We start from the raw sequence: 26,617 nt of genomic DNA, 5'->3' as shown, positions 1-26,617 counted from the left end.
AGCTTAGTGCAGAATACGTGCTCTTATCGTGCCTTCAACAGCGCTTAGCTCTTTAAGGGCAACTTCTGAGTGGTCGGTATCTACATCAATAACTACATAACCAATTGATTCATCAGTTTGTAGGTACTGCGCGGCAATGTTAATACCGTGCTGTGCAAACGCTTGGTTTATTTGTGTTAATACGCCAGGGCGGTTGTGATGTACATGCAGTAAGCGACTACGATTAGCAAGCTCTGGTAGTGAAACCTCAGGGAAGTTAACAGCAGTAATAGTTGAGCCGTTATCTGAGTATTTAGCTAATTTTCCAGCTACTTCAATACCAATGTTTTCTTGCGCTTCTTGAGTTGAGCCACCAATGTGCGGCGTTAAAATAACATTGTCGAAATTACGCAGTGGCGATACAAACTCTTCATCGTTAGATTTAGGCTCAACCGGGAATACATCGATTGCTGCGCCGCTGAGTTTTTTGTCGGTAAGCGCTTCTGCCAATGCATCAATATCAACTACAGTACCGCGAGACGCATTAATTAAAATAGCGCCTTGTTTCATAACCGCAAGTTCGGCAGTGCCAATAAGGTTTTTAGTTTGTGGGGTTTCAGGTACATGCAAAGTAATAATATCAGAGCGTTGTAATAATTGAGTCAGGTTATGTACTTGCTTAGCGTTGCCAAGTGATAACTTATCTTCAATATCGTAAAACTCCACGTTCATACCAATATTTTCGGCCATAATACCTAACTGGGTACCAATGTGGCCATAGCCAATAATACCCAGTGTTTTACCACGCGCTTCAAACGAGCCGTTTGCGGTTTTTAACCAGCCGCCACGATGTGCAGCAGCATTACGCTGAGGAATACCGCGTAATAGCAACAGTATTTCACCAAGTACAAGCTCTGCAACCGAGCGGGTGTTAGAAAATGGTGCGTTAAATACTGCAATACCACGTTCGCGCGCCGCATTTAAGTCAACCTGGTTGGTGCCAATACAAAAACAGCCAACCGCAACGAGCTTTTCAGCTGCTTCTAACACAGCTTGGTTAATATGAGTACGAGAACGAAGCCCCACAAAGTGTACGTCTTTAATACGTTCTTTTAGCTCGTCCTCAGGTAAGGATGTTTTAACATAGTCGATGTTGCTATAACCGTTACGTTTTAGCGTTTCAACAGCGCTTTGGTGAACACCTTCAAGCAAAAGAATTTTAATTTTGTCTTTTGCCAACGATACCTTACTCATAACCTCATCCTATTTAATTTGTGGCCCATTTTCAGTGCCGATAATCACTTTATCAGCGCCACGCTCTGCGAATAGGCCGTTGGTAACTACGCCAACAATTTGATTAATTTGTGTTTCAAGTTGTTTAGCTTGGGTAATTTTTAAATTATGTACATCTAAAATAACGTTACCGTTATCGGTAACTACACCTTGGCGATACACAGGATCACCACCAAGTTTTAATAATTCGCGTGCTACGTAACTGCGTGCCATGGGTATAACTTCAACCGGCAGTGGAAAACCCCCCAAGGTTGCTACTAATTTGGTGTCATCTACAATGCACACAAATTGTTTAGCTACCGCTGCTACTATTTTTTCACGAGTAAGGGCTGCACCGCCGCCTTTAATCATTTCGTTATGGGCGTTAATTTCATCAGCGCCGTCAACGTATACATCTAAAACATCAACGTCATTAAGTTCAAATACTTCAATGCCTAGCGCTTTTAAACGAGCTGTTGAGGCTTCTGAACTAGAAACCGCACCTTTAATAGTGTCTTTTATTGAGCCTAGTGCATCAATAAAGTGATTAACCGTTGAGCCTGTACCTACGCCTACAATAGTGTTCTCTTTTACAAACTCTAACGCTGCCCAAGCAGCTGCTTTTTTTAATTCGTCTTGTGTCATTGTTTTATGCTCATTTATGTCAAAAATTTCTGCTGGTATAAAAAGTAACGCTTTACCAACAGTAGGTTTTATTTGGGGTGATAATTGTTTTAAGTGGCACATCCCATGATTCTATGGGTAAAGCTGTTACTTTTTGGCATTCATGTGCTAAACCAATAAGTTGCGGCTTTTGCCAGTGTTGCTGGTGTAGCCGCGCCAATGTCCGATCGTAAAACCCACCCCCCATTCCTAAGCGATTACCTTGGTTATCAAATGCCACTAATGGCATAAGTAGGTAATCAAGCTCTGGTAACGGGCATATTTGAGTACAATTGAGCTTAGGTTCCAAGATACCATAGCGGTTTGCCTTCATGGGTGAGTTTTTTTCATAACGCTGAAATAGTAAATTAGCTCCGTTAAAGGGGTGGATTACAGGTAGGTAAAGGGTGTGCCCTTTATCCCATAATTCATTAATTAACAATGAGGTATCTAACTCGCCGTCGTTACTAAAATAAATGGCAATATGCTCTTTTTTAGTGTTTTTTTTGCCATTTAAGTATTGAATAAAATTCATTTTTAGCGATTGGGCGGCAATTAATTGTTGGTTACTTGATAAATTATTACGCAGTTCGCGGACAGACGCTCTTATTGTTGCACGTTTATTGCTCACTTTAGGATTTCACCCCGTAATTAAAAAGAGAATAAGTTAGGGACGGTTAAATATATTGCTAATAAAATAAGCAAAGTAACCACAGTTGCTATGAGTGAATATAACAACACATTACTGCGTTTTTGCAGTGGTGTGAGCAACTCATCATCAAGCATAAGATCATCGTCTTGCCACTCTATGTGTTCATCGGTAATTGCTGTGGCTTCAACCTCGGGTAGGCGCTGTTCAAGCTCGTCTAGTTTTTCTTCAAGGCGAATTAAGCTACTGGTAATGTAATCAAGCGCATCAAAAATTCTGTCATCGCGCTGGCTACTCGTTGCACTTGCCAGTTGAGTATTTTGATTTGGGTTGGTAACAGCCTGCAGCTTACTTTTAATACCTAAGCTGGCAAGTAGTTTGGCTTGCTTTAGGGCTTTGTCTTTATTGCTTGGCACAAATAGCGGTTTACCATTAAAAAAAAGCGACACTTTTTCATCTGATGTTTTTAATTTAGTAGCAAGCATGGCAGTAACAGCTTTGCTGTCAACGCCCTCAGCGAGTCCTACAAAGGTAACACGAAAGTTGTCGGCCATTTTTAATTCCCTAAGCTTTTATAGTAAAACGAGTATATACCGAAAGTGCAAAACAATTCGAGAGTGATTTATGTTTCACGGCTTGAATAATAAGCTTTAGATATAAAAACGACCCTTAAAAGGGCCGTTTATATTTTTAATAGTATGTTGGCTTAAAGGCCAGCAGCAGCGCGAAGTGCTTCTGCTTTATCAGTACGCTCCCAAGGGAACTCTTCACGACCAAAGTGGCCGTAAGCCGCCGTTGGAAGGTAGATAGGGCGCTCTAAATCAAGCATTTTAATTAAACCGTAAGGGCGCAAGTCAAAGTGCTCACGAATAAGCTCAATTAAACGGCTTTCTTCTAGTTTGCTGGTACCAAAGGTTTCTACGCTTATAGACGTAGGCTCTGCAATACCAATAGCGTACGATACTTGTAGCTCACACTTATCAGCAAGGCCAGCAGCAACAATGTTTTTAGCAACATAACGTGCAGCATAGGCAGCACTACGGTCAACTTTTGATGGATCTTTACCAGAGAAAGCACCGCCACCGTGACGAGCCATGCCGCCGTAGGTATCTACAATGATTTTACGACCGGTTAAGCCACAATCGCCCATTGGCCCGCCAATTACAAAGCGACCTGTTGGGTTAATAAAAAACTTAGTCGCGCTAGTAATTAGCTCAGCAGGAAGTACCGGCTTGATGATAGTTTCCATCACCGCTTCGATTAAATCTTTTTGTGAAATATCTTCGCTGTGCTGCGTAGAAAGTACAACAGCATCAATACCTACTGGCTTGCCGTTTTCGTATGCAAATGTAACTTGTGATTTTGCATCTGGGCGTAACCAGTTAAGCTCGCCGCTTTTACGAACCTGTGCTTGGCGCTGCACTAAACGGTGTGAGTAGGTAATAGGAGCAGGCATTAGTACTTCAGTTTCGTTACATGCGTAACCAAACATTAAGCCTTGATCGCCAGCGCCTTGCTCTTCTGGGCTAGTACGGTCAACACCTTGGTTAATGTCAGGAGACTGTTTACCAATAGTGTTTAAAATTGCACATGAATCTGCATCAAAACCCATATCTGAATTAGTGTAGCCAATGTCGCGAATTGTTTTACGTGTAATTTCTTCGATATCAACCCATGCGCTAGTAGTGATTTCACCACCAACCATAACCATACCGGTTTTTACGTAAGTTTCACACGCAACTCGGGCATGAGAATCTTGCTCAAGGATAGCATCAAGTACCGCATCAGAGATTTGATCGGCGATTTTATCCGGATGACCTTCAGAAACAGATTCAGAAGTAAATAAATGTTTTGCCATTGTATTTCTGCTCACAAATATTGCGCTTCACAAACGTCGGTATTAGCGCTTAAAAATTAAGGGGCGTATTTTATCGAAAACAAAACACCTTGCATAGTGTTTTTACGCCTAGACGTCTAAATAAAATATTTAATAACTTTTCGGTCTCAAAAAATATTCATAATGACCTATTATTATGGGTTTTTAATTGCACACCGCCCCTACAATAAGTAAGAATGGACTATACACTAGTCGCCAAGTTATACGGCGGCATAATCGAATACATAAATACCCGCGCAAAAATATATTAAGGTAGGAGAATTCATGCCATCTCGCAAAGAACTTGCAAATGCTATTCGTGTCTTGTCAATGGACGCAGTACAAAAGGCCAAATCTGGTCATCCTGGAGCCCCTATGGGCATGGCAGATATCGCAGAAGTATTATGGCGCGATTATCTAAAACATAACCCAACAAACCCAGAGTGGGCTGACCGAGATCGCTTTATATTATCGAACGGCCACGGTTCAATGCTTATTTATTCTTTATTACATTTAACTGGTTATGATTTACCGTTAGACGAAATTAAAAACTTCCGTCAAATGCATTCAAAAACACCTGGTCACCCAGAGTACGGTTATGCACCAGGAATCGAAACTACTACGGGCCCATTAGGTCAAGGGATCACTAACGCAGTAGGTATGGCAATTGCCGAAAAAGCGCTAGCTGCACAGTTTAACCGTGAAGGTCACGATATTGTTGATCACTTTACCTATGCATTTATGGGCGACGGCTGCTTAATGGAAGGTATTTCTCATGAAGCAGGTTCACTTGCAGGCACATTAGGCCTAGGTAAACTTGTTGCATTTTGGGATGACAACGGCATTTCAATCGATGGCGAAGTAGAAGGTTGGTTTACCGATGATACGCCAGCTCGCTTTAAAGCATACGGTTGGCATGTAATTAGCGGTGTTGATGGCCACGACAGCGATGCTATAAGTGCTGCAATCGCAGAAGCTAAAAGTGTTACCGATAAGCCATCACTAATTTGTTGTAAAACAATTATTGGTTACGGCTCACCTAATAAGTCGGGTAGCCACGACTGCCATGGTGCACCACTAGGTGAGGACGAAATTAAAGCGTCTCGCGAATTTTTAGGTTGGACTGGCGATGCATTCGAAATCCCTGCAGACATTTATGCACAATGGGATAGCAAAGAAAAAGGCCAACAGCTTGAATCAAGCTGGGACGAAAAATTTGCAGCATACGCAAAAGCATACCCAGAGCTAGCGTCAGAATACAAGCGTCGTATTAACAACGAACTGCCAGGCGATTGGGCTGCAAAATCTCAAGCGTACATTGAAGAGCTGCAAGCAAACCCTGCAAACCCTGCATCGCGTAAAGCGTCGCAAAATGCATTAAACGCATTTGGCCCGATATTACCAGAGTTTATGGGTGGCTCTGCCGATTTAGCTGGCTCAAACCTAACAATTTGGGATGGCTCTAAAGGCTTAACACGCGACGATGCAAGCGGTAACTACATTTATTACGGTGTACGTGAGTTTGGTATGTCGGCAATTATGAATGGTATTGCGCTGCATAAAGGCTTTATTCCTTACGGTGCTACGTTCTTAATGTTTGTTGAATATGCAAAAAATGCCGTACGTATGGCTGCATTAATGAAGCAACCAAGCATTTTTGTATACACGCACGATTCAATTGGTTTAGGTGAAGATGGTCCAACTCACCAACCAGTAGAGCAAATTGCAAGCATGCGTTTAACGCCTAACTTATACAACTGGCGTCCATGTGACCAAGTGGAGTCGGCAATTGCATGGCAACAAGCTATTGAGCGTAAAGACGGTCCTACATCACTAATCTTTACTCGCCAAGGTTTAGAGCAACAAGCACGTAACGCACAGCAACTGAGCGACGTTAAAAAGGGTGGTTACATCCTTAGCTGCGACGGCAATCCAGAGCTTATTTTCATTGCAACGGGTTCTGAAGTGCAACTAGCACAAGATTCTGCAAGCGAACTACGCAAGCAAGGTAAAAAGGTACGTGTTGTATCTATGCCGTGTACTGATGTTTTTGAAACGCAAAGCGCAGCATACAAAGAAAGCGTATTGCCAGCATCTGTTTCACGCCGCGTAGCAGTAGAAGCAGGTATTGCTGATTACTGGTACAAGTACGTTGGCCTAAATGGCGCAGTGGTAGGTATGACTACCTTTGGTGAGTCAGCGCCTGCAGGTGAGCTGTTTGAGCACTTTGGCTTTACTGTTGAGAACATAGTAAACAAAGCAAACGAACTTTTTTAATCGCCTTTGATTAAATAAAGTAAGCAATTGAAAAACCCGCATATGTTGCGGGTTTTTTTATGCACGAATATGAAACAACTTCACTTAAAGCAATACTGCTTTCCTTGCAAGAAAGTAAGCTATCAGGCAAGGTAGTGCGATAAAATTTATAAATAAAAATCTTAAATTATTAGCAGGAGCTAAATATGTCAAAGTTCGAAAATGTTAGTGTAATTAAAAAAGCCAATGTGTATTTTGATGGCAAAGTGTCAAGCCGAACTGTTTTATTAGGCAGTGGTGAAGCAAAAACATTAGGCTTTATGCAACCAGGTGAGTTTGTGTTCGACACTAACCAAAAAGAATGTATGGAATTATTAGCAGGGCAGTGGGATATTTTATTGCCAGGTGAAAGCGAGTGGAAAACATTTAATGCGGGCGAATCATTTAATGTTGATGCAAACGTAAGCTTTAAGGTAAAAGTAAGCGATTTTGCTGATTATTGCTGTTCATACATAGATTAATAGCACAAATACAACGCGGTTAGTATGTTATTTAACCGCTTAAAGAGCCCGTATAATGCGGGCTTTTGCATGTTTAATGCTCAGTGAGTGATCTAAATCAGCTTTACTAACAAATATTTGCTTAAATAGTTACATTTCTCCTTGTGTTAATTCATATTGCCCCCAATACTAACTATGAAGTAACACATAAAAGGATATAAAATGAAAATTAATCTTACAGGTCACCATGTTGACGTTACTGATTCAATTAGAGAACACGTAAACGAAAAGTTTTCAAAAATAGCGAATCACTTTCCATCTTTGATCGCGCTCGACATTATTCTTTCTAAAGTTCACAACAAGCTTCAAGCGGAAATTAGCACTATTTACGAAGGTGCACGTATATCGGTTAAGGGCGAAAACGAAGTGCTGTATCCAGCAATTAGTAGTGCCGCAAAAAAACTAGATACGTCACTAAAACATCGCAAAGGGCAAATTAAAGCTAATTTGCATGAAAAACCAGAAATAACAACCCCAGAAATTGCACACGAAATCATCCAAGAGATGGATCTTCGTTAACGTTTTTAGAGTTTAGGCCCTAACTTTTAGGGCCTAAAACCATTATTTATTAGCTTCGTTTTACCCCCTCATTTATTAATACTTTTCAGCTTTCATTTTGCGTTAAAACTCTGTAATTTATTCATTATTATAAATAAACAGTAAGTACACACATGCGCTCTGTAGTATCAAATTGGCAAACTCGCTTAAATGCATTGGGGCCGGGAATTCTAATGGCAACCGCTGCAATTGGTGGTTCACATTTAGTGGCATCAACCCAAGCGGGAGCCATATTTGGCTGGCAATTATTTTGGCTTATTTTAGTAGTAAACGTTTTAAAGTACCCATTTTTTCGCTTTGGCATGGAGTACACACTCGCTACCAAAAATAGCCTAGTAGAGGGTTATAAAAGCAAAGGGCCATTTTATTTTTACAGCTTCATTGTCCTAAATGTTGTTGCTGCTATCGTTAATACCGCAGGCGTATTATTACTCACCGCAAGCTTGTTGCATTACGCACTACCTATCACAATAGAAATAACACTGCTGTGTTGGATTTTACTTGGCGTGTGCTTAACCATACTTTTGCTAGGGCACTTTAAAGCGCTAGATAACGTGGCAAAAGGCATTATGGGGCTACTTACATTAGCAACATTAATAGCACTTGCTATTGCCTTTAGTAATGGCCCAATGGCACCTGCTGACTATGTAGGCCCTTCGCCGTATGAGTTAGCCATGCTTAGCTTTATGGTGGCACTAATGGGCTGGATGCCCGCCCCCATTGAAATATCCGCACTTAGCTCACTGTGGTTAAAAGAAAAACAAGCACAACAAACAATATCTAAACGCGAAGGCTTATTCGACTTTAACGTGGGTTACTGGTTAACCGCAGGCTTAGCGCTGGTGTTTTTTAGCTTAGGTGTATTAGTGCAATACGGGCAAAGCAGTAATATAGAACTCGGTGGGGTCGCTTTTGCCAAACAGCTTATTGATATGTACGCACTTACCATTGGTGAGTGGGCAAGGCCGCTAGTATCAGCCATCGCTTTTTTATGTATGTTTGGCACCACATTAACGGTACTTGATGGTTATGCGCGTACTTTAAACGAATCGCATAAATTACTTGGTTTTAAGCAATCAAAACACAGCTTAAATACATGGCTAATACTGCAAGCACTTGCTGGTATGGCGGTTATTTTATTTTTTGAATCAGCCTTAGGTCCTATGCTTACCTTTGCCATGACACTGTCATTTGTAACCACTCCTATATTTGCATGGCTAAACTTTAGCCTAGTGCGCTCCGAGCCCAGCATTAAACACGGCGTACTACTTAAAAGTTTAAGCTGGTTAGGGCTACTGTACTTAGTCGGTTTTTCTGTGGCATTTATAGTGTGGATGATGATGTGATTTTAGGTGCGAGGCGAAGGACCCATAGTAAAACGAGCAATCACTGAATACTTGATTTGGTGGGGTTGCAAAGTTGGCAGGCCACTTGCTGTTGCTAAGCACGTAATTAATAAGTTGTAGGCTAATAAATTTAGCCTGCAATCTTGAAGTCTCTGATTAGAAGCTAAATACCCATAATTAGCAGCGTTGATAGTCAGCTTAGAGCGATAAGCAGACGGTCGGTTAAACTCGTTTTTGGACAAAAGCGTTTTAGAGACTAAGGACATCTTAAAATATAAGAGGTAAACGAATTAAGTAAACTTGCATTAGAAGACTTGGCTGTACAGAAAAAGCTTGAAGTATTAGCGCTAATTGAAAAACTTGGAAGTGTCAGTGCAGCCTCACGTCAAAGTGGCGTATCGCGAGATACTATTCACCGTCACCTAAAGCTGGTTAAGTAAGGAGGGCCTGATACTTTAAAACGTCAAGAAACTCCAAACCTGCGACATAAAAATTGTGTAGATCAATCGATAAAGGATGCGGTTGTGGAATTCTCAATTGAGTATTCACATCTTGGCCAAAACAGAGAGTCTCAATTAAGCTGACTAAGGCACTTGGTGTTAATATTACTAGAATGTGGCTTAGAAATAACGTGAATACCACCGCATTGGGAGTTGAAAGATCGCAAGTGTCAAAAGGAGCCGCACAAACTCTAGCCTGTTAACTCACTGGCTGGCATAATATTTATGTTAAAGTTACTCGGTAATTAGACCTTCATAATCTCTAGGTAAACATACGAATACAGTTTATTTACTCTACATTTTTTCGTTGAGTACCAAACCATTCTTTTAACTCTACAGCATATGTTTGATGTGATTTTGTGTAAACTTGTTGAGACAACATTGAGATATTGTGTCTAGTCAGCTCTTTCTCCATTTCAACTTGTGCTTTTCGCATAACGGCTTGAATCCCACACATCCCTTTACATGCCCAACTTGGCACATCATCTGAAAAAATATCCATTCGTTGGCGAATTTCTTTGCAGTCAAAAATGGACTTTTCACCATCAATTGCCCGCACAATATCAAGCACATTTATGTCTACAGGTAGCTTTGCTAACTTAAAGCCTCCTTTACGGCCTTCTGTGCTTTCGACTAACCCTGCCTTTGAGAGCTTAGTAAATATTTTGCCTAAATATTCATAAGGAACGCCTTGCAATTTAGCCGCTTCCCTAACCGACATGACAATAGGCTGGTCGTGTTCATCGAGCATATTTACTAAACAATGAATACCATATTCCACACCTGAACTATAAAACGCCATGCTTTTCCTTTAAAACTTTTATTTGAAGTAGTAGTTGCAACTTGTTTCCTATCTTAATCGAAACAACTAAAAAAATAAACTCCGATTAATGCTGTCGGATTTAATTTCATCTTGTATGATTCATTTAAATCTTAATTGGCAAAAAAATAGGAATAACTAATGAACAAAGAAATCGTAATTATTGGTGCTGGTTTTGCTGGCATGTGGGCTGCGTTAAGTGCAGCTCGTTTAGCTAAGCTGCAAGGGGTAGAAAATATTCAGGTTACAGTTATTGCTCCTGTTGCAGAGCTGCGTGTCCGCCCTCGCTTTTATGAAGCCAACGCTGGGTCGATGGTATCGCCACTAATGCCAGTGTTTGATGTTATGGGCGTGAGCTTTGTAACAGGTAAGGTTAGTGATATCGATTTAAAAAATAAAATCGTTCATTTTGTGGATGGCAGTAACACGAAGAGTAAACAATATGACAGACTAGTGCTCGCTGCTGGTTCGAACCTACGAACAGATCTTGTCAAAGGCACAGCAGAGCATGCTTTTGACCTCGATCAAATCGAGTCAGCTATTGTACTTGATCAACACATCAACAATTTAGCAAGTCAACCATCATCAAATGCCCGTAATACTGTCGTAGTTTGTGGTGGTGGCTTTACTGGTATCGAAATGGCTACTGAATTGCCAGCAAGGCTCAAAGCACAATTTAATGACAACCCCCCAATAAAGGTCATCATTGTTGAGCGTAGTAATCAAATAGGTTCAAACTACAGCGAAGAATTACAAGATGTCATTAAGCAAGCTACAGATAACTTAGCAATTGATTGGATGCTTGATGCACAAGTCGCTGAGATTTCAGCGCATGGAGTAACTTTGGCGTCTGGTGAAGTAATTGAATCAGATACAGTTATTTGGACCGCTGGCGTCAAAGCCAATGATCTCACAAATGTATTTCCTGAGCAAAAAGGCCCACAAGGGCGATTGAAAGTTGAACCATCGTTACGAGTTATAAATGAAGACTACGTTTTTGCAACAGGGGATGTTGCTTATGCCTTAACCGATAATAAAGGTAATCACGCACTGATGACTTGCCAGCATGCAATACAAATGGGTAAGTTTGCAGGTCACAATGTTGCTGCGAGCTTGATAGGTTGTGAAACAATTGATTACAGGCAAGAAAACTATGTAACTTGTTTAGATCTTGGAGCGTGGGGGGCTGTTTTTACAGAAGGTTGGGACCAACAGGTTAAGATGGTCAAGGAAGAAGCAAAAGCCGTCAAAATATCAATTACCAACGAATTAATTTATCCACCTAAAGCTGATATTGATATTATCCTTAAACAAGCTGACCCACTTGCTCCTTTTGTGTAAATTAAAACCCCCATATATAATTCATATTTATGGGGATACATATGGGTTGATGCACAGTGAATATAAATATCCAGAAGTAATCTAAAAGATAGGTTGTCTATGGTCATTAATAGAGCTAAATAGCACGGCTTTAAAACGAGAGGCTAATTCATAGCATTGAGCTTCATCTTTTATATTAGTGAAGCTTAAAATAACCCCTGGTTCCTGTTGTGAATTAGCCCATTGAGATAACCCTTGGGCAAATAAACCCGCCTCTATCATCTTTTTAGCTAGCGTATTGTCGTTAATGCTTTTATCTGTGAACATCACAATCATATTCATGCCACCGGGCTGTGGGTCGATATTGATTGCAGAGCCTAAAACTTTTTGAAATACAGTTGCCATTATGTTGCGGCGTTCCCTATATAGCTTTCTCATGCGTTGAATATGACGAGAGAGGTGACCTTCTTTTATGAAAGAAAGAACCGAGGCTTGAGTCAACGCCGACACATTGCCAGCAAAGAGCTCTGATACTTGCTCAAAGGCGGTCAGTTGGCTTGGTGGTACGACAATATATGCTAAGCGTAGACTTGGAAACATGACCTTACTGAACGTTCCTGAGTAAATCACTCTATCTTGTGTATCTATGCTTTTTAAAGCTGGTAAAGGAAGCCCTGTATGTCGATATTCGCCGTCATAGTCATCTTCAATAATCCACCGTTTATTAGTTTCCGCCCAATTGAGTAAAGCTTGCCTTCGCTCTAAAGAAAGGTATACACAGGTCGGGCTTTGATGGGCTGGTGTTACAACAACTGCATCAGGTTTAGATTCGGAGTTAAAAATAATACCATTTTTATCAACCGGCGTTGGGAGCGGGGTTAAACCGTTGTTGATCAATAGTTGACGCGTTAGAGGGTAACCGGGATCTTCCATTACAACTGAAGCATGTTTTTTTAATAAAACATGGAAAATCCAATTTATGGAATTTACATATCCTGAAGTAATAAACACTTGAGAGGGCTCACATTGAATACCACGTGATAACTGCAAATATTGAGCAATTGCTTCTCTTAATTGCGGGTTACCATAAACTGATGGGTAGGCAAGATCATCTTTATGTATATTCCTTGCACACCTAGCAGTCATACGAGCCCAAACTTCTTTTGGAAACTTATCGAGTGCTGGAATACCTAGTTGAAATGGCAGAACTTGAGGTATTTCTACCTCAGATTGAAGCCCAGGTTGACGAGCTGTCGTTTTGCTTTGTAATACCCGAGGCTGTGAATGAAGTTTTTCACTGACAAGTGTTCCAGCTTGGCCTTTTGATTCGAGGTAGCCTTCGGCTTTTAGTAGCGCGTAGCCTTCTTCAACCGTCCCTCTTGAGACACCCATTTCTTTTGCTAATGTTCGTGTAGAAGGAATTCGTTCGCCAGGCTTTAATGTGCCTTTTAAAATAGCGCTATGAATTCGTTGGTAAACTTGTTTGTAAGCTAATATTTTAGGCATCAACATACCCGCTTATTATGGACTCTAAATATGGCCTATAATAATAGTTAATTTATGGCACTTATTATAATCCATATAGCACGATATTATAACCACCTTATGATAATTGGTAATTCAAAAATAACCATTTGAGGAAATATGAACGTATTATTGATTAACGCTAGCCCGAAGAAAGATCAAGCATCTACGCACCTCATTGCCCAAGTTATGGTGAACACCTTATTGGATAACGCAGAGGTTAAGCTAGACACTCTCGATGTGACAATGCTGCCTCATATAGATCGGCATTATGCTGAAGTTTTATGTGGTTCAGCAAGCCCACATACTGATTCTGCCAGCCTCAATTTATCAGATAGGCTTATTGCTTCTCTTGAAAAAGCTGACCTACTGATCATTACCTCTCCGATGCATAATTATACATTACCTTCTAGCTTAAAGTGTTGGCTAGATTATGTAGTCCGAGCAGGAAAAACTTTTGAGATAACTAACACCGGAAAGCTACCATTATTAAAAGATAAACCGGTGTATATTTTGATTTCTTCAGGGGGGATCTTTTCTGGTGAATTGGCATATCAACCAGACTTTTTCACGCCCTATATGAAAGCGATTCTCGCGACGATAGGGTTAACTAAATTGCATTTCTTCTCTATTGAGGGAACTGCGGGTGATCCAGAAGTTGTAGAGCAACAAATATATAAAATTCAGCAACAAGTATGTGATCACTTACGTGCGAGTATTTGATGTTCTTCTAATTTCTCTAGTCTTTATGGCTGTATTTACAAAAAACAGTAGTTATAAATTTTCAATATAAATAGGATAATGTTATGTCAATACGATTGGTTCGTTGGATGAAAACATCTTTACTAACACTATTATGCTCAATTACTCTCATGCAGATGGCGCATGCAACCGATGATTACTCTGCTGATGGTGAGCGAAGAGCAAAATCAGCGGGTGAAAACTTAGTTGGTACACCTGCCCCTCAAATGACTGTAAAAACAATTGATGGCAAAGAGATTGATTTGGCTGAAGTGTATGGTAAAAAGCCGGTCTACATTAAGTTCTGGGCTACATGGTGTGTCCCTTGTCGCGAGCAAATGCAGGGCTTTGAAGAAATTTACGAGAAATATGGCGAGCAAGTTCAAGTTATCGCGATTAATACTGGTATCAGCGACAATGTAAAATCGGTAACCGCGTTTCGTAAAAAAGTGGGGTTAACTATGCCAATTACAATTGATAATGGTGAATTAGCACGTGCTTTCCAGTTACGTGTTACGCCTCAACATTTGTTGATCGATAAAAGTGGCAAGTTCGCTTATTTTGGTCATGTTGATGACAAAGAATTCCACCGAGCTTTAGATGAAGTAGTAGCTGAAAAACCAAGCCAACAAGCGGTGATAAACCCAACTTTTGTTGATAACAATTCAGGTTATCAAGTAGGTGATAAAGTATCAGACATGACTTTATCCACTATTGATAACACAAATCTCGATGTAAAGTTTAATACGCCAACCAGTAAAAAAGTTGGTATGGTTTTTTTTGGTCCTTGGTGTGAATGGTACTTAGAAGAAACCGAACCAACCACGTCTAAAGCGTGCACTGAAGTGCGTGAACTATTAGAGCAAAAATCAAAATCATCAGAAGTACAATGGGTCACGGTATCGACGAACCTATGGTCTTCAATAAATGATCTAAACGATTATCGTAAAAGCTATGGTACAACGTTACCTATCGTATTTGATAAAGATAGCTCACTATTCAAGTTGTTTGGTGTGAACCAACTGCCAACCATCACACTAATAGATTCTGAAGGTAAAGTGACTATGAAGTCCTCAATTCAAGATGGTGACTTTAGTCAGGCATTAGAAATCATTTCTTCATTTAAATAATTGCTAGCTTTTAACCATATAATGCTATTTAAAAATAGGCGCACAATGAAATCATCTTTATTACGTTCATTGAAAAAATGGACAGCTTGTTTTAACTCTGTCTATTCATTTAAACCGAGCACTTTTTTAAAACAAACACTTTTGTTCGTCCTCTTTGCATGTTCATCACATGCGATAGCTACGGCTCAAGTTGATACTCAGCGCCTATTATCAGTTACTATGATGACAGAATCCGGACACATAGCATCTGACATGACGCAAGATCTAGCTCTGATAATGACACCTAAAGAGGGTTGGCATGGATATTGGGCTAACCCGGGTGATGCCGGATTTCCGACCCGCTTTGATTGGCATTTGCCAAAAGGGATTGAAGCGGGTGAAGTAAAATACCCCGCGCCAAGCCAACTTGTGACTAGTGATATTATGAATTATATCTATCACGGTCAGTATGTATTACTTGCTCCAATAACAGTTAGTAAAGCTATTGCGGTGGGCACTTCAGTACCTATCAAAGTCGATATGAGTTATTTGGTTTGTAATCCGACATCTTGCTTGCCAGAACAACAAACGGTAGAGCGTACATTTACTGTCGGTGAAGACTCCCAATTGTTATTGGATAAAAAATCGAATAATGACTCAAATAAAGAACTGTTTGATCAATGGCGTCAAAAACTGCCACAACCAATGGCGGCTGTGGGGCGTTTTTCGGTCGATAAAAGTAAATTAACACTCGCATTACCCTTACCAAGTAGCGTGGATATTGAAGGTGCGCATATTTACCCCGTTATCAATGGCATGATTGTTAATAATGCGAAACAAGCTTTGCAGCATAAGGGTGATGAGCTTTTGATGCAAACTCAAGTTGGAGACAATCTAGAACCTGTTTTTAAAGGGGTCTTGGTATTAAAAAGTGGTATCGGGCTTAGTTTTAGTGCAAATAAAACCGAGACTATCGCTTTTACCCCGACCGTTGATAACGCTAAAGATACTAACGGGCCCAATTCATGGTGGTTAGCCATTACTGCTTTGTTAGGAGCAATCTTAGGTGGTCTACTGCTTAATATTATGCCGTGTGTGTTTCCTATTCTTAGTCTGAAAATACTGAGTCTTCCTCATCAAAGTTCAGAAGAAAGAGCCAAAACAGGCGCAATAGCTTACACTTTAGGTGCAGTATTAGTGTGCCTTGTTCTTGGCGCTGCTATTTTGGGCTTACGGGCTTTGGGGCATCAGATTGGTTGGGCTTTTCAGTTACAAAGCCCAGTAGTGATTTCGGTCTTAATCGTATTAATGAGCGCAATAGGGTTCAATCTAGCTGGTTTATTTGAAATTGGTACTTTAACTTCTGGCTCAAAACTGCAAGATCAAAAAGGTCCTATTGGGGACTTCTGGACAGGGGGCCTAGCGGCCCTTATTGCAACACCTTGTACTGGTCCATTTATGGCAACCGCACTAGGTGCTGCCTTAGTATTGCCGATGAGTATTGCATTAATGATCTTCGCTGGCTTAGGTTTTGGTATGGCATTGCCGTTTCTTTTGGTGAGTTTTATACCGAAGCTAAGAACGTGTTTACCTAAGCCTGGTGGTTGGATGATAACCGCTCGTAAAATACTTTCTATACCGATGTTTATCACAACTCTAGGATTGGTTTGGATCCTATTACGTCAATCAACTGATACGTATGTGATGATGATTTTAACGACGACAATGTTATCCACATTTGGATTATGGTTAACTGGTGCATGGCAACAATCTCAACATAAAAGAAAGTGGTGGCCTGCGCTTCTATTTACCTTCATTCCTTTGTTGCTCTCAATTTATACAATACCTAATTCGGATGAGTTGAATGCTAGCTCAGTGCAAAAAGAAGGTACGCAAGTTTTGAGCTTTGATCAGAATAAATTAGCTGAGTTACGCGCTAAGCAGGATATGTTTGTATATTTCACAGCTGATTGGTGTTTAACTTGCAAAGTTAACGAGAAAACGTCGATTGATCGTGATGAAGTGCAACATGCATTTAAACAAAATAATGTTACAGTTATGGTCGGTGATTGGACTAATGGAGATAGTCAGATAACGGAATTTCTATCGCAACAAGGGCGCTCAGGTGTACCACTTTATTTATGGTATAAAAAGGGCGAAGATACTCCCGTTGTATTGCCGCAAGTCCTAACACCGTCAATATTATTGGATCATGCAAAGCAATACTAAAACGAATAGAAATACATTTTTTGATCTGGTAGGAGTCATTTTTATCAATTGATTAAATGGCTTGCGTCTAAACGAGTTTGAGCGACTGTCTCCTCACGCTCTTTTGAGGCAAGGGTTAGTCAAGTTAGAACAACGCTCGCGTATACGGAAACGCCCAAAGTTATTAGCTTTGGGGGTTTCTTTTAGCAAACTTGGTTACGACAAACCGAGCTTTTGAGTGTCATATGCAGAATTGGAAAAGGTTTTTCTATATCATCAAGTGGCGAGCGCGAAACGACTTTGAAGTCCATATGCTCGTATAAACTTACTGCCTGTGGGTTTTGTTCGTTTAGATCTACTTTGGTTGCGCCTAACTGCTCTATTGCGTATTGCAGCAGCACTTTGCCAGTTCCTTACCCTCTGGCCTCGTTTAAGATGAAATTAATTTCACAACATACTAACGCACTGGTAATTTGTATTCACTTTATATCCACAAGCCACATATACTAATGATCTAAACCAGCTAAACAGTGGTGTTCACTATATCAGCAGCATAAGAATTCCGCAGTATTTTGCTATTCCAATCCTGTTGAATCGTTACTGACATTACGAAAAGTAATGCGAGTGAAGATTTGGCTAAGTTAGTTCTCAACCGTTCGGAACTCACTTTGGGGCAAAGGCGAGTTAAATACATAACCCGCCTCTGGACAATTATGAGTTAGAGTCGACGGGCGGTTCTGTGCCAATTCCTAATAGCACGTACCTGTATGGCAAACAGTGCAAGACGCGACTCCATGCACCCCTCCACCACATCTAGAGTTCGTTTCGACATCGCTATTTACACTATAAATGCAGCACAGCGCCTAACCGGGCTTGTTCAACACCCAGATATGCCCGCGGCTTCGCGCGGCCTATCCTTATTTGCTATGTTCAGTTTGGGCAATGAACTTATGTTCCGGCAATATCTCTTTGCATGCATCTCGTAAACTTTGAAATATGACTTTTAGCCCCTTTTCTGTCTCTAAAATATTTGTTTCCAGTACTTCAACAGACTGGTATGCAGCCTTAAATATTGGTGGTGGTAGCGCATCTTCATACTCACCAATCGTTGCTTTACGATCAAGCAAACCCAATTCAAACATCTTAGGCTGCAAGATATTTAAGTAGTGCTCATTTCGTATTTTAAAAGATTCAATTGTTTGAATATAACCATCTTGTTCATTATTAATTTCTAGTAACAACTGAGGTTTGGAGGTTAATATTAAGGCAATTTCATTTATATCAACAATGGCATTGTCGTTAAAGTTTTTCTCAGCATTCATCGAGAATGCTTTATCATGTATCGTATTGTACTTATACAACTTTTTCTTCATGTTGCCGATAGTATTCAACTGCATAGCGATGTTTAATAAGGCTTTGTTCAAAATAGCTGCATTTTGTGCTTTCTCTTTTAAATCAATTCTTTCATTTTTAATACCCTCAAGTCGATTGTTAAACTTGAACGCAAGAGTTGCACCAAAGCCAGCACTACCAGCGACAGTTAGAGCCCGTATAATGTGCTCATAATATATAGGCACTACGCCTTGCTCGATCGCAATACCAGATAAATACCATGCATTTATGAGTAACAATGCAAATAAAACACCCAAAAATTCGGGTAAATAGTTTTTCAAATTCACTTCCTGAACATAACAATTTTAATCTACGAGCGATTCGGTCGTTTTTCTACCGTTAACCGTCTCGAGTTTCCTCTTGATGAATTTTTATCACATTGGATAACTTATTGCTACAAATAGCTTTATGCCTTTAAAGCTTAAATTGCTTTGGGATAGAAACGACCAAATAGCTCGTTTTCCTGACTATACGAGAAACTTGTAAATGGACAGCCGACCAGGGAAAAGGTCGAGCGTCTACAAATCGCTCGATTGAGAGCCTTACTCTAACTCATTTTGGGCAAAGGCGAGTTATATTAATAACTCGACAATGGATAAAAGTTACTTAGAGGTTCAGATTTTCTATTTGTATTCGGATATAATGTCTAGTAATGCAAATGGCTAGAGATCGTCATCGCTCAAATCTAACAAAGTGACTAAACTCACCGTACCACTTCATATGCACCTCCTAATATTTTCCTAAATTCTGTTTGCCACTACAAAATAATTTCACTGTTGGCCATTAAGCTTTTTATTGCCCTTACAATTAGTTAGAAGAAAATCTTTAAGTCACGTAAAATGAAAATATAAAACTATTTACTTAGCTATTTGTTAGACTTCCATGTGCAACTATGAAGGTAAGGATGTAACGTGAGAATCAAGATGTACCCTGCTGAGAACGGGGATGCTTTTCTAATAAGCTCAGAAAAGACGAATATCCTTATAGACGCTGGATATGCCAGAACTTTCAACTCATACATACGACAAGATCTAGAAGAGATCGCAAGTAGAGGTGCATGTTTAAATTTAGTAATCGTTACCCACATTGATGCTGATCACATTGGAGGTATTATTCGCTTTCTTCTATTAAACAGCCATTCAGAAACAAAAAATATTGTTTCTGTTGAAGGTATCTGGCACAACAGCCTACGAAGTCTGACATCATTGAATGAAACTGAATTATCACCTCAAGATTGTGAGGTCATAAATGCAATTAATAGACGAGGTCACCCCAAAGAGCTTAATGCAACGTCAAATTATGACGAAATAAGCGCACGTCAAGGCTCAACATTAGCATCTTTGATTCATGCTGGAGGGTATGTTTGGAATGACGGCGATGGAAGTGAAAGCGTTTGTATCAATCATGTGCAACACAAGCGATTTCAGGATGGTTTGGTAAAGGTGCTAACACCATCAAAAGAACGATTGGATGGCTTAATAAAGTCATGGAAGCGGGATTTAAGACGCTATGGCTTTGTCGGTTCTATAGGTTCTAGCCAGGCAATCGACGATGCTTTCGAACTTAATTTTGAGTACAGCAGTGAAGGGCAAGCTAGAGGAAAAAAACTCATATCTGCAGGACGTAAGAAAAGTCTCGAAGACGTATACAAACCAGACAACTCACCGACTAACGGAAGCTCTATTGCGACTATTATCGAACTCGATGGTCTTCGAGTATTAATGCTTGCAGACGCGTGGGCTGAGGAGGTTTTGAAAGAACTCCTTAAAATGAAGTCACAAGGTGAGTCCATGATGTTTGATGCAATTAAAATATCTCACCACGGAAGCAACTATAATACTAGCCCAGAACTACTTAGCACTGTAGATGCTCCAATGTATTTCATTTCCTCGAATGGAAGTAAACATAACCACCCTGATATTGAGCTTCTTCGGGCAATAGTCGATAGAGAAGCTAGTTTTACGAGGACTCTCTATTTTAACTACTCGACTCCAGAATCGAGAGAAATTAAAGATTTCCAAACAACTACAGGCGCTACTTTCATTGTTGAAGAAGACGCTGCTAACTGGATAGAAATCACCAAGGAATAATCATGTTAGATACTGAAATGAAAGTGGCAACTTGTAAGGTTGAATGTGGTGAAGAGTCAGGTACAGGCTCACTAATTACATCGAAAATCGTATTAACTGCCTACCATTGCGTAGCCGAAGCAATTGAAAGTGATTTAGAAGTAAGTGTCACCTTTAATTTTAGTTCCTCCCCTTCAGTACTGAAAGCTCGTGTTATTGGACATGACGCAAAGTTAGACATCGCTTTAGTAGAGTTAGAAGCTGTGTGTGACATCTCTCCAATCAAGCTTAGTGACTTATTACCTTTAGGTGGAAACCGCTTTTATTCCTATGGGTGGCCTGCTAGCAAGCTGACTCTGGGACATCGGTTAGAAGGAGCGATTGTTCAAACTTTCGAAAGCCTTAAGTTAGGCTCAGATATAGAAATAAGCATAGATGAACCGATATCTTTAAGCGACTATAAAGGCTTGTCTGGAGCGGCACTAGTTTGCAATGATGTTTGCGTTGGTGTTATTCGGGTTTCTGTAGAAAAAACCATCGGTGTTATATCTATATCTAGGCTATGTGACTTTTTGAACAGCTTTGGCATTGCTATTGAAACGAATAAAAAACATTCAACCAGTCAACGCTTAGCCTCTAGGAAAGCATTCACTGAACAATTCGATGATTTTATCTCTGCACAAACCGGTAGCTATATTTTCATTAACGGGGCTCATGGTATTGGTAAATCAACGTTTTGTGAAGCCTATTCACCAGAACTCCCTTCTTTAGAACACTTTGGAACATACAGCTTTACTCCAAGAAAAAGCACCAAAAATGCAACTCTATTAGCTCAACCTCAAGAGTTTTTCAACTGGCTAAACATGCAAGTTTCGATGTTCATCACAGGCACTCCTGGACGCAAAGAAACGCTCGATTACCCAGAGCTAATAAATAAAACAGAACAGCTATTGTTACAGTTAAGTGGAACTTACTCTTCTAATGGGAAAACCGGGATATTATTTATTGACGGACTTGATGAAGTCGAACGACAAGATACTGATACCTTAACTAAGTTCATTGGTCTATTACCTATGAAACTACCATCAGGAGTGGTAATTGTTCTTTCTGCACCAAACTATGAACAGTTTGCGACTCGATTAGGTAATAGGCTAAACCGCGAATCATGCATCTCTATAACCTCTCTCAGTGATAGTGCAGTTCAAAGTTTTTGTTATGGTGCTCTTACTGCAGAGCACTCTAACTCAACAACTGTAAGTCTGATTTGTGAACGAGTGCAAGGGCATCCACTATATCTTCGTTACTTAATCGATCTCGTGAACTCAGGTACAAGTAATGACGAACTAAAAAATTTGCCATTAATCGACGGCAGCATTCGAAAGTACTACGACTTGTTGTGGCTAAAACTGAAAGAGGATAACGACGCTGTAAACTTGCTAGCAATAGCAGTTCGTTTGCGTTGGGGGATTTCTATCAGTCACTTTACAGAGATTTTGAACCCAAATGAACAGGCCATACTTTTAGGCACTCTTGGAAGAATACAACACTTGTTGTTGAGCCCAACTGAAACAACGATATATCACTCTTCTTTTTCTGATTTTCTTCTTGAGAAGACAGCATTACGAGAACAGGATGTCCAGTTGCGGTTAGCTGAACACTGTGAGAAGCAAATACAAAAAAAATACTGTTTGCTCAATTTGATCTACCATGGTCTTAAAGCTGAAGGCACTGACAAAGCACAAGTGGTAGCTCTATGTACTCAAAAATGGATTGACGATTGCGTGTATCAAGGCATCGAGCCTGATACTCTCCTAGAAGATCTTAAATATGTTTTGAAAGCGGCAACAGAGCTTGGTAGCTTGGTTGAAGCGGTTCGTATCCTTTTACTTTGCCAAAGAATTCAATTTCGGTATGACACATTGTTTGCTCAATCTGCTGATTTAATGGCTAGTGCTTTGATCTCTATTGGGAAAGAACAGGAAGCTTTACAGCATGTAAGTCGATATGGACAGTTAATTATACCGTTACAAGAGGCACTTATCGTTGTATTGAAGCTTGTAGACTCAAACAGCCATGAGAAAGCTTTAGAGTTGCTAGGTATCGTAGAGAAGCACTTAACAGAAGCTCTTGAACAGGTATCTAACGAAAATGGACTTTCTTATAGAGAGTTTCTAGATATTTATAACCTTCAAATCCAGCAGTTCCTTCTAAAAATTCGCGCAGGGGATGATAACTCGCGATTATTACTTGCTAATTTCCAGTTTTATTGGATGAAAGCTATCGACAAAACTGCAAGAGATAAGGAAGCAAGCAAACTTATTCGAAGTGAAATGATAACCTACGTGCAAGCTGCATCAATGTGCTTTACTAGCAGTTATATGTCAATTTCTCAATTGCGAAAATTTTACTCCGGACCTTTAAGTGAGATAGCGGAACCAATCGTATTTGCAGTTCCGTTATATCAGGGGCTATGCGAAAGATATGAAGTAAATTATGACCAGGAGTTACTTGACCAGATTTTTTCTGATATAGAAACTTTAGTTTCAGATGCGTGGAATGAACAGAATAAAGTACATCCGAGTATAGTTGATTGCTATCTATCCCTTGGTGCGCCTAAAAATATTGTTTTGGCGCTAGGAGAGCCTGCTGATGACGAACTTTTACCCATATCATTTATTGCAGATGACAATGTCACTATTGATTATTCTGAATTAGAAAATTGTATGGCAGTATGGAAACAAAAAGCGTTTATTGAGCCTGAATTCACCTACCCCAAGTTAATCCCCTTATCTTCAAGCTCATGGTTAAAAGGGCTTAGTTCAATATGTAGTGCCATCGCTTGGTGTGACGGTGCTGCAAGGCGATTCAAAGAAGTCGGCGATACAATAGGGCTAGAAACTGTCTGGAAAACTCTAAATCAAGATATTTTAAACCACTTAAGGTTCAGTCTCGCACAGCGTGTTCAATGGGAAGACGCCTATGGCTTGCCAGAGAGCATTGTTCCAAATATATATCAATCAATTACAAAATTAATTACAGAGATATATCATAGTAGAATTTGTGACTTACTGAATTTTATAGAGGAGCAATTTGACTGCCAATGCGGTATCTACTCAGAAGGCTTTAGAAATATTCTAAACCAAGTTCTAACAACAGTTGTTAGTAAGCCATTAGACGTGGAAGTAGAGGATCAAGCATTTCTATTGCTGGATCATTGGAAAGAATACGTAACATCTAACCTAGAGAATAGATATGAGCTCGTTCCGGAGCTGTTAAGTATAATTCCACTTTATGCAAGGTTAGATGCTTCGGACCAAGCGAATAAAACTTATCAACTTGTCTTATCATTCTCCATGGGACCGAGTTGGTATAAGGAAGATCAGCTAGGTTTAAGTATTACTGCACTAGAGTCTATTGACAAAGAATACATCGTTGAACCAGAAGTCATATGTCAAATAGCAGGCCTTCTAGATGCCGCGGATGGTGAGATGACTTTCCAGCGTTTTGTTCGATACGCTAAGCGAGACTTCATTGGAGCTTTGTGTCAAAGAGGCTCCGTTCAAAGCGCTGTAGATTACTTTATTCGCCAAACCTACGGAACGCTTGAACAAATGCATCAAGAAGTTACTCGTGGAGATATAGACAGAGTTTCAACGCTAAAAGGCACTCGTTTCCCAGGAGCAGCTCTGGATGAACAAGACTCAATTTTATCTCTCATTACCCCTCTGATTCCTAAGGCTGATTGGCAGCTATGTTGGGCTCTGTTGGAGTGCTTCCAATTTGGCGATTCACGTCACAGAGACAAGTTTGCGCATGCCTATAGCCTTTTAATCAACAAGTTGGCAAATGATAATACCTATCTAGACCTAGCTTTTGATAGGGTGGAGATTATTTGTGAGTCTGAATTTGATAGTTTAAATGACCGTTCTGAGTTCATTTCATCGTTAGCCTCCAATCTAAATGAGCATGTCAAAAAAGTTTTCGCAGCTAGATTTCAGGAGAGCATCGCCCAGCCAGGTACAGACTTGACTAAAACTCCATCAAGAGAAGGCTCAAAATCTGATAATAGAGAAGCAGAAATAAAAGATTCCGATACAATTCACTTACCAGGGACTTTTGGCAGCTCTAACTTTATTGAAGAGGCTAACGTAGCCTTATCTAATGCGTCTAGATACCTACGCCGTAGGAATAATTCCGAAGCAAAAAGCGAAGTCATCTCAGCAATGAATGCGATTCAAGATGGTGGGTGGTCCATATGGAATGAGTCTACATCGGCTGTTAAGGAAGGAAGAGCACTACTTCTGCAAACTGATAGCTCTGTTTCTGATTTAGTTAAGCTGCTTTCACTTTTAATCGTGGGTAAGCCTTACACTGAGAGCTGGAGAATCGCAGAAAGTTTAATTACATGGTTAGCAAGTCATTGCCCTTATTACGAACAAGTCCAGCTCCTAAAACTAACGAATGAACATACTAGCTTAATGGTTGGAAGTCTAGAAGATGCTGATACATATACCTTTCTGGAGAATGGCGATGGTTTATCTGATTGCTTAGCTAAGCTAATTCTTCATGTTATCGAGCACCCTACATGGCTGAGGCGCGAAAAAGCATCAGAGATGCTGATTTGGTTGTCAAAGAGCTACCCAGATTTTGTTCAATTATTTGGAGCAAAAGCTTTTTCCATGAACAGCGGCACTCATCCCGACTTAATTTGTGGTGTTCTTGAGCAAACATCTATGTCACAACAAGCCTGGGAAGCTCTGGCTCATGAGCTTGACTTTAATTCGATACAACAAAACTGCAAACATGTCGGTAGATATTCAGTTTTAGTACGCATTACTAGACAAGCTGCAGTGCAAGGGTCAAAGTCTGCTGAGGAGGCTTTGGATACATTAGCGGCTCGCTTCAATGGTGCAACTAATAAAAGCACATCCGATGATGTTGAGTTACCTACATGGGCGGAATGTATTCGATCCAACTGGCCCAGGTTAATGGAGCTAGGCGTGCTGAGTTCTTCTGTACTAGCTCAAGCAGAGTCAATACTGAAAGAAATATGCTCACCACTATCTTTAGAAGCTAGTTTAGAATTAGAGCAGTTGTTGGCTGAAGGGTATTATGGAAATGCAGAACGCCCTAACCGCTGGTCCGATAAAGTTCGCTACTCGTTTAATGTAGCGTTGCATAATGTTGTAAAGGAACCAGAGTACAAACATATCGAAGCCATTTTCAGAAAGTATAATCCAACTCGCTTAGATAACTTAAGAATCATAAATTTTGAATCCCAAGCTATAAATTGGATACGCTCTAAACAACCAGCGCCGGTACATGGGGATAGTATTTACTTAGACTACTGTGAAAGAGTTTGGCACAAAGACCAATTGAGACTAGTTAGACTGACTGCGTACCTTACTGACAGTCCAGAAAATCTTCCTCTTCCATCTGGGCGGTTCTTATCAGTAGATAAGCCTTCACTAGATAAAACTTGCTTGATTGACACTTGTGCTAATGTTGAAGCTTTTCCTGCGTATTTTGGTAGTTTTACTCCAGCAATACCTACCACACACTTCATGAGGATGACTGAGGCAAGCAGTTCCAATTTGAAGCGAGGTTGGTGGAAGTCAGGGCGACTCAAAGAAACATATGAAGGATCTCCGATCAATGAGGGATGCTTCTTATCGATTGATTCTAACGCTCTCAGACTTCCACATGGATTAAGTTTGATTTGGGTATTTGAGTTGGATCTAGAACCTGTTGGACTAATTTCTTTTGGATAATATT

19 protein-coding genes are annotated in these 26,617 nt (G+C 40.2%); 10 read left to right on the top strand and 9 right to left on the bottom strand.

Annotated elements, in window-relative coordinates; all coding sequences use genetic code 11:
* Positions 1–3 precede the first annotated feature (3 nt).
* From serA to metK, 5 genes are all read right to left on the bottom strand, one after another.
* A complete protein-coding gene (gene serA / locus CIK86_RS09875; protein WP_086997877.1) occupies positions 4–1,233 on the bottom strand; it encodes a phosphoglycerate dehydrogenase in 1,230 nt (409 codons plus the stop codon).
* 9 nt (positions 1,234–1,242) lie between these two features.
* Positions 1,243–1,896 (bottom strand): ribose-5-phosphate isomerase RpiA, encoded by a 654-nt coding sequence (gene rpiA, locus CIK86_RS09870; RefSeq protein ID WP_086997927.1) that lies wholly within the window; start codon positions 1,894–1,896, stop codon positions 1,243–1,245.
* Positions 1,897–1,948: 52 nt separating this feature from the next.
* A complete protein-coding gene (locus tag CIK86_RS09865) occupies positions 1,949–2,545 on the bottom strand; it encodes a 5-formyltetrahydrofolate cyclo-ligase (RefSeq protein ID WP_011327365.1) in 597 nt (198 codons plus the stop codon).
* 20 nt (positions 2,546–2,565) lie between these two features.
* Positions 2,566–3,117, bottom strand: a complete 552-nt coding sequence (locus CIK86_RS09860) for a hypothetical protein (protein ID WP_086997880.1) — start codon at positions 3,115–3,117, stop codon at positions 2,566–2,568.
* Between the two features lie 152 nt (positions 3,118–3,269).
* Positions 3,270–4,421, bottom strand: a complete 1,152-nt coding sequence (gene metK / locus CIK86_RS09855) for a methionine adenosyltransferase (protein ID WP_011327367.1) — start codon at positions 4,419–4,421, stop codon at positions 3,270–3,272.
* Between the two features lie 303 nt (positions 4,422–4,724).
* Here metK and tkt point away from each other — a divergent pair, with 303 nt between their 5' ends.
* From tkt to CIK86_RS09835, 4 genes are all read left to right on the top strand, one after another.
* Positions 4,725–6,716, top strand: a complete 1,992-nt coding sequence (gene tkt, locus CIK86_RS09850) for a transketolase (protein ID WP_086997883.1) — start codon at positions 4,725–4,727, stop codon at positions 6,714–6,716.
* Between the two features lie 185 nt (positions 6,717–6,901).
* The gene (locus tag CIK86_RS09845) at positions 6,902–7,216 is read left to right on the top strand and encodes a pyrimidine/purine nucleoside phosphorylase (RefSeq protein WP_086997886.1); all 315 of its coding nucleotides are present in this window, start codon (positions 6,902–6,904) and stop codon (positions 7,214–7,216) included.
* A 201-nt stretch (positions 7,217–7,417) separates the two neighbouring features.
* A complete protein-coding gene (gene raiA, locus CIK86_RS09840) occupies positions 7,418–7,774 on the top strand; it encodes a ribosome-associated translation inhibitor RaiA (RefSeq protein WP_011327370.1) in 357 nt (118 codons plus the stop codon).
* A 152-nt stretch (positions 7,775–7,926) separates the two neighbouring features.
* The gene (locus tag CIK86_RS09835) at positions 7,927–9,159 is read left to right on the top strand and encodes a divalent metal cation transporter (RefSeq protein WP_086997889.1); all 1,233 of its coding nucleotides are present in this window, start codon (positions 7,927–7,929) and stop codon (positions 9,157–9,159) included.
* 789 nt (positions 9,160–9,948) lie between these two features.
* On the opposite strand, the gene CIK86_RS09825 is transcribed toward CIK86_RS09835, so the two are convergent.
* Complete coding sequence (locus tag CIK86_RS09825; protein WP_086997892.1) at positions 9,949–10,461, bottom strand: Rrf2 family transcriptional regulator; 513 nt, start codon at positions 10,459–10,461, stop codon at positions 9,949–9,951.
* A 159-nt stretch (positions 10,462–10,620) separates the two neighbouring features.
* Between CIK86_RS09825 and CIK86_RS09820 the strand changes: the two genes are divergently transcribed.
* On the top strand, positions 10,621–11,820 hold the full coding sequence (locus CIK86_RS09820) for an NAD(P)/FAD-dependent oxidoreductase (RefSeq protein ID WP_086997895.1): 1,200 nt from the start codon (positions 10,621–10,623) through the stop codon (positions 11,818–11,820).
* Between the two features lie 81 nt (positions 11,821–11,901).
* Here CIK86_RS09820 and CIK86_RS09815 read toward each other — a convergent pair whose 3' ends face one another.
* A complete protein-coding gene (locus tag CIK86_RS09815) occupies positions 11,902–13,305 on the bottom strand; it encodes a PLP-dependent aminotransferase family protein (RefSeq protein WP_086997898.1) in 1,404 nt (467 codons plus the stop codon).
* Positions 13,306–13,443: 138 nt separating this feature from the next.
* Between CIK86_RS09815 and CIK86_RS09810 the strand changes: the two genes are divergently transcribed.
* The 3 genes from CIK86_RS09810 (at position 13,444) to CIK86_RS09800 (ending at position 17,402) form a co-directional block, all read left to right on the top strand.
* Positions 13,444–14,046, top strand: a complete 603-nt coding sequence (locus CIK86_RS09810) for an NAD(P)H-dependent oxidoreductase (protein WP_086997901.1) — start codon at positions 13,444–13,446, stop codon at positions 14,044–14,046.
* A gap of 83 nt (positions 14,047–14,129) precedes the next feature.
* Entirely contained in the window at positions 14,130–15,194 is a 1,065-nt protein-coding gene (locus tag CIK86_RS09805) for a redoxin domain-containing protein (RefSeq protein ID WP_086997904.1), read from the top strand.
* A 45-nt stretch (positions 15,195–15,239) separates the two neighbouring features.
* Positions 15,240–17,402 carry a protein-disulfide reductase DsbD domain-containing protein gene (locus tag CIK86_RS09800; protein ID WP_086997907.1) on the top strand — a complete coding sequence of 721 codons (2,163 nt, stop codon included), beginning with the start codon at positions 15,240–15,242 and terminating at the stop codon, positions 17,400–17,402.
* Positions 17,403–17,584: 182 nt separating this feature from the next.
* On the opposite strand, the gene CIK86_RS09795 is transcribed toward CIK86_RS09800, so the two are convergent.
* Both CIK86_RS09795 and CIK86_RS09790 read right to left on the bottom strand, forming a co-directional pair.
* Positions 17,585–17,782 carry a hypothetical protein gene (locus CIK86_RS09795; RefSeq protein WP_217896497.1) on the bottom strand — a complete coding sequence of 66 codons (198 nt, stop codon included), beginning with the start codon at positions 17,780–17,782 and terminating at the stop codon, positions 17,585–17,587.
* Between the two features lie 516 nt (positions 17,783–18,298).
* Positions 18,299–19,054, bottom strand: coding sequence for a hypothetical protein (locus tag CIK86_RS09790; RefSeq protein ID WP_086997910.1), 756 nt, complete (start codon positions 19,052–19,054; stop codon positions 18,299–18,301).
* Between the two features lie 630 nt (positions 19,055–19,684).
* On the opposite strand from CIK86_RS09790, the gene avs1a reads away from it, so the two are divergent.
* Positions 19,685–20,863 (top strand): AVAST type 1 anti-phage system MBL fold metallo-hydrolase Avs1a, encoded by a 1,179-nt coding sequence (gene avs1a, locus CIK86_RS09785; RefSeq protein ID WP_086997913.1) that lies wholly within the window; start codon positions 19,685–19,687, stop codon positions 20,861–20,863.
* 2 nt (positions 20,864–20,865) lie between these two features.
* Positions 20,866–26,613, top strand: coding sequence for an AVAST type 1 anti-phage system protease Avs1b (gene avs1b, locus CIK86_RS09780; RefSeq protein ID WP_086997916.1), 5,748 nt, complete (start codon positions 20,866–20,868; stop codon positions 26,611–26,613).
* The last annotated feature ends 4 nt before the right edge of the window (positions 26,614–26,617 follow it).

It is taken from the genome of Pseudoalteromonas sp. JB197 (assembly GCF_002332205.1).
Taxonomy (GTDB): domain Bacteria; phylum Pseudomonadota; class Gammaproteobacteria; order Enterobacterales; family Alteromonadaceae; genus Pseudoalteromonas; species Pseudoalteromonas nigrifaciens.
This window is presented reverse-complemented; position numbering and strand designations above follow the sequence as displayed.

What these genes read in the sequence shown, in the direction of transcription:
- metK (WP_011327367.1), bottom strand. Translation starts at nt 4,421, where the DNA reads ATGGCAAAACATTTATTTACTTCTGAATCTGTTTCTGAAGGTCATCCG.
- CIK86_RS09860 (WP_086997880.1), bottom strand. Translation starts at nt 3,117, where the DNA reads ATGGCCGACAACTTTCGTGTTACCTTTGTAGGACTCGCTGAGGGCGTT.
- CIK86_RS09815 (WP_086997898.1), bottom strand. Translation starts at nt 13,305, where the DNA reads ATGCCTAAAATATTAGCTTACAAACAAGTTTACCAACGAATTCATAGC.
- CIK86_RS09800 (WP_086997907.1), top strand. Translation starts at nt 15,240, where the DNA reads ATGAAATCATCTTTATTACGTTCATTGAAAAAATGGACAGCTTGTTTT.
- CIK86_RS09810 (WP_086997901.1), top strand. Translation starts at nt 13,444, where the DNA reads ATGAACGTATTATTGATTAACGCTAGCCCGAAGAAAGATCAAGCATCT.
- CIK86_RS09845 (WP_086997886.1), top strand. Translation starts at nt 6,902, where the DNA reads ATGTCAAAGTTCGAAAATGTTAGTGTAATTAAAAAAGCCAATGTGTAT.
- raiA (WP_011327370.1), top strand. Translation starts at nt 7,418, where the DNA reads ATGAAAATTAATCTTACAGGTCACCATGTTGACGTTACTGATTCAATT.
- CIK86_RS09835 (WP_086997889.1), top strand. Translation starts at nt 7,927, where the DNA reads ATGCGCTCTGTAGTATCAAATTGGCAAACTCGCTTAAATGCATTGGGG.
- tkt (WP_086997883.1), top strand. Translation starts at nt 4,725, where the DNA reads ATGCCATCTCGCAAAGAACTTGCAAATGCTATTCGTGTCTTGTCAATG.
- serA (WP_086997877.1), bottom strand. Translation starts at nt 1,233, where the DNA reads ATGAGTAAGGTATCGTTGGCAAAAGACAAAATTAAAATTCTTTTGCTT.
- CIK86_RS09805 (WP_086997904.1), top strand. Translation starts at nt 14,130, where the DNA reads ATGTCAATACGATTGGTTCGTTGGATGAAAACATCTTTACTAACACTA.
- CIK86_RS09825 (WP_086997892.1), bottom strand. Translation starts at nt 10,461, where the DNA reads ATGGCGTTTTATAGTTCAGGTGTGGAATATGGTATTCATTGTTTAGTA.
- rpiA (WP_086997927.1), bottom strand. Translation starts at nt 1,896, where the DNA reads ATGACACAAGACGAATTAAAAAAAGCAGCTGCTTGGGCAGCGTTAGAG.
- avs1b (WP_086997916.1), top strand. Translation starts at nt 20,866, where the DNA reads ATGTTAGATACTGAAATGAAAGTGGCAACTTGTAAGGTTGAATGTGGT.
- CIK86_RS09820 (WP_086997895.1), top strand. Translation starts at nt 10,621, where the DNA reads ATGAACAAAGAAATCGTAATTATTGGTGCTGGTTTTGCTGGCATGTGG.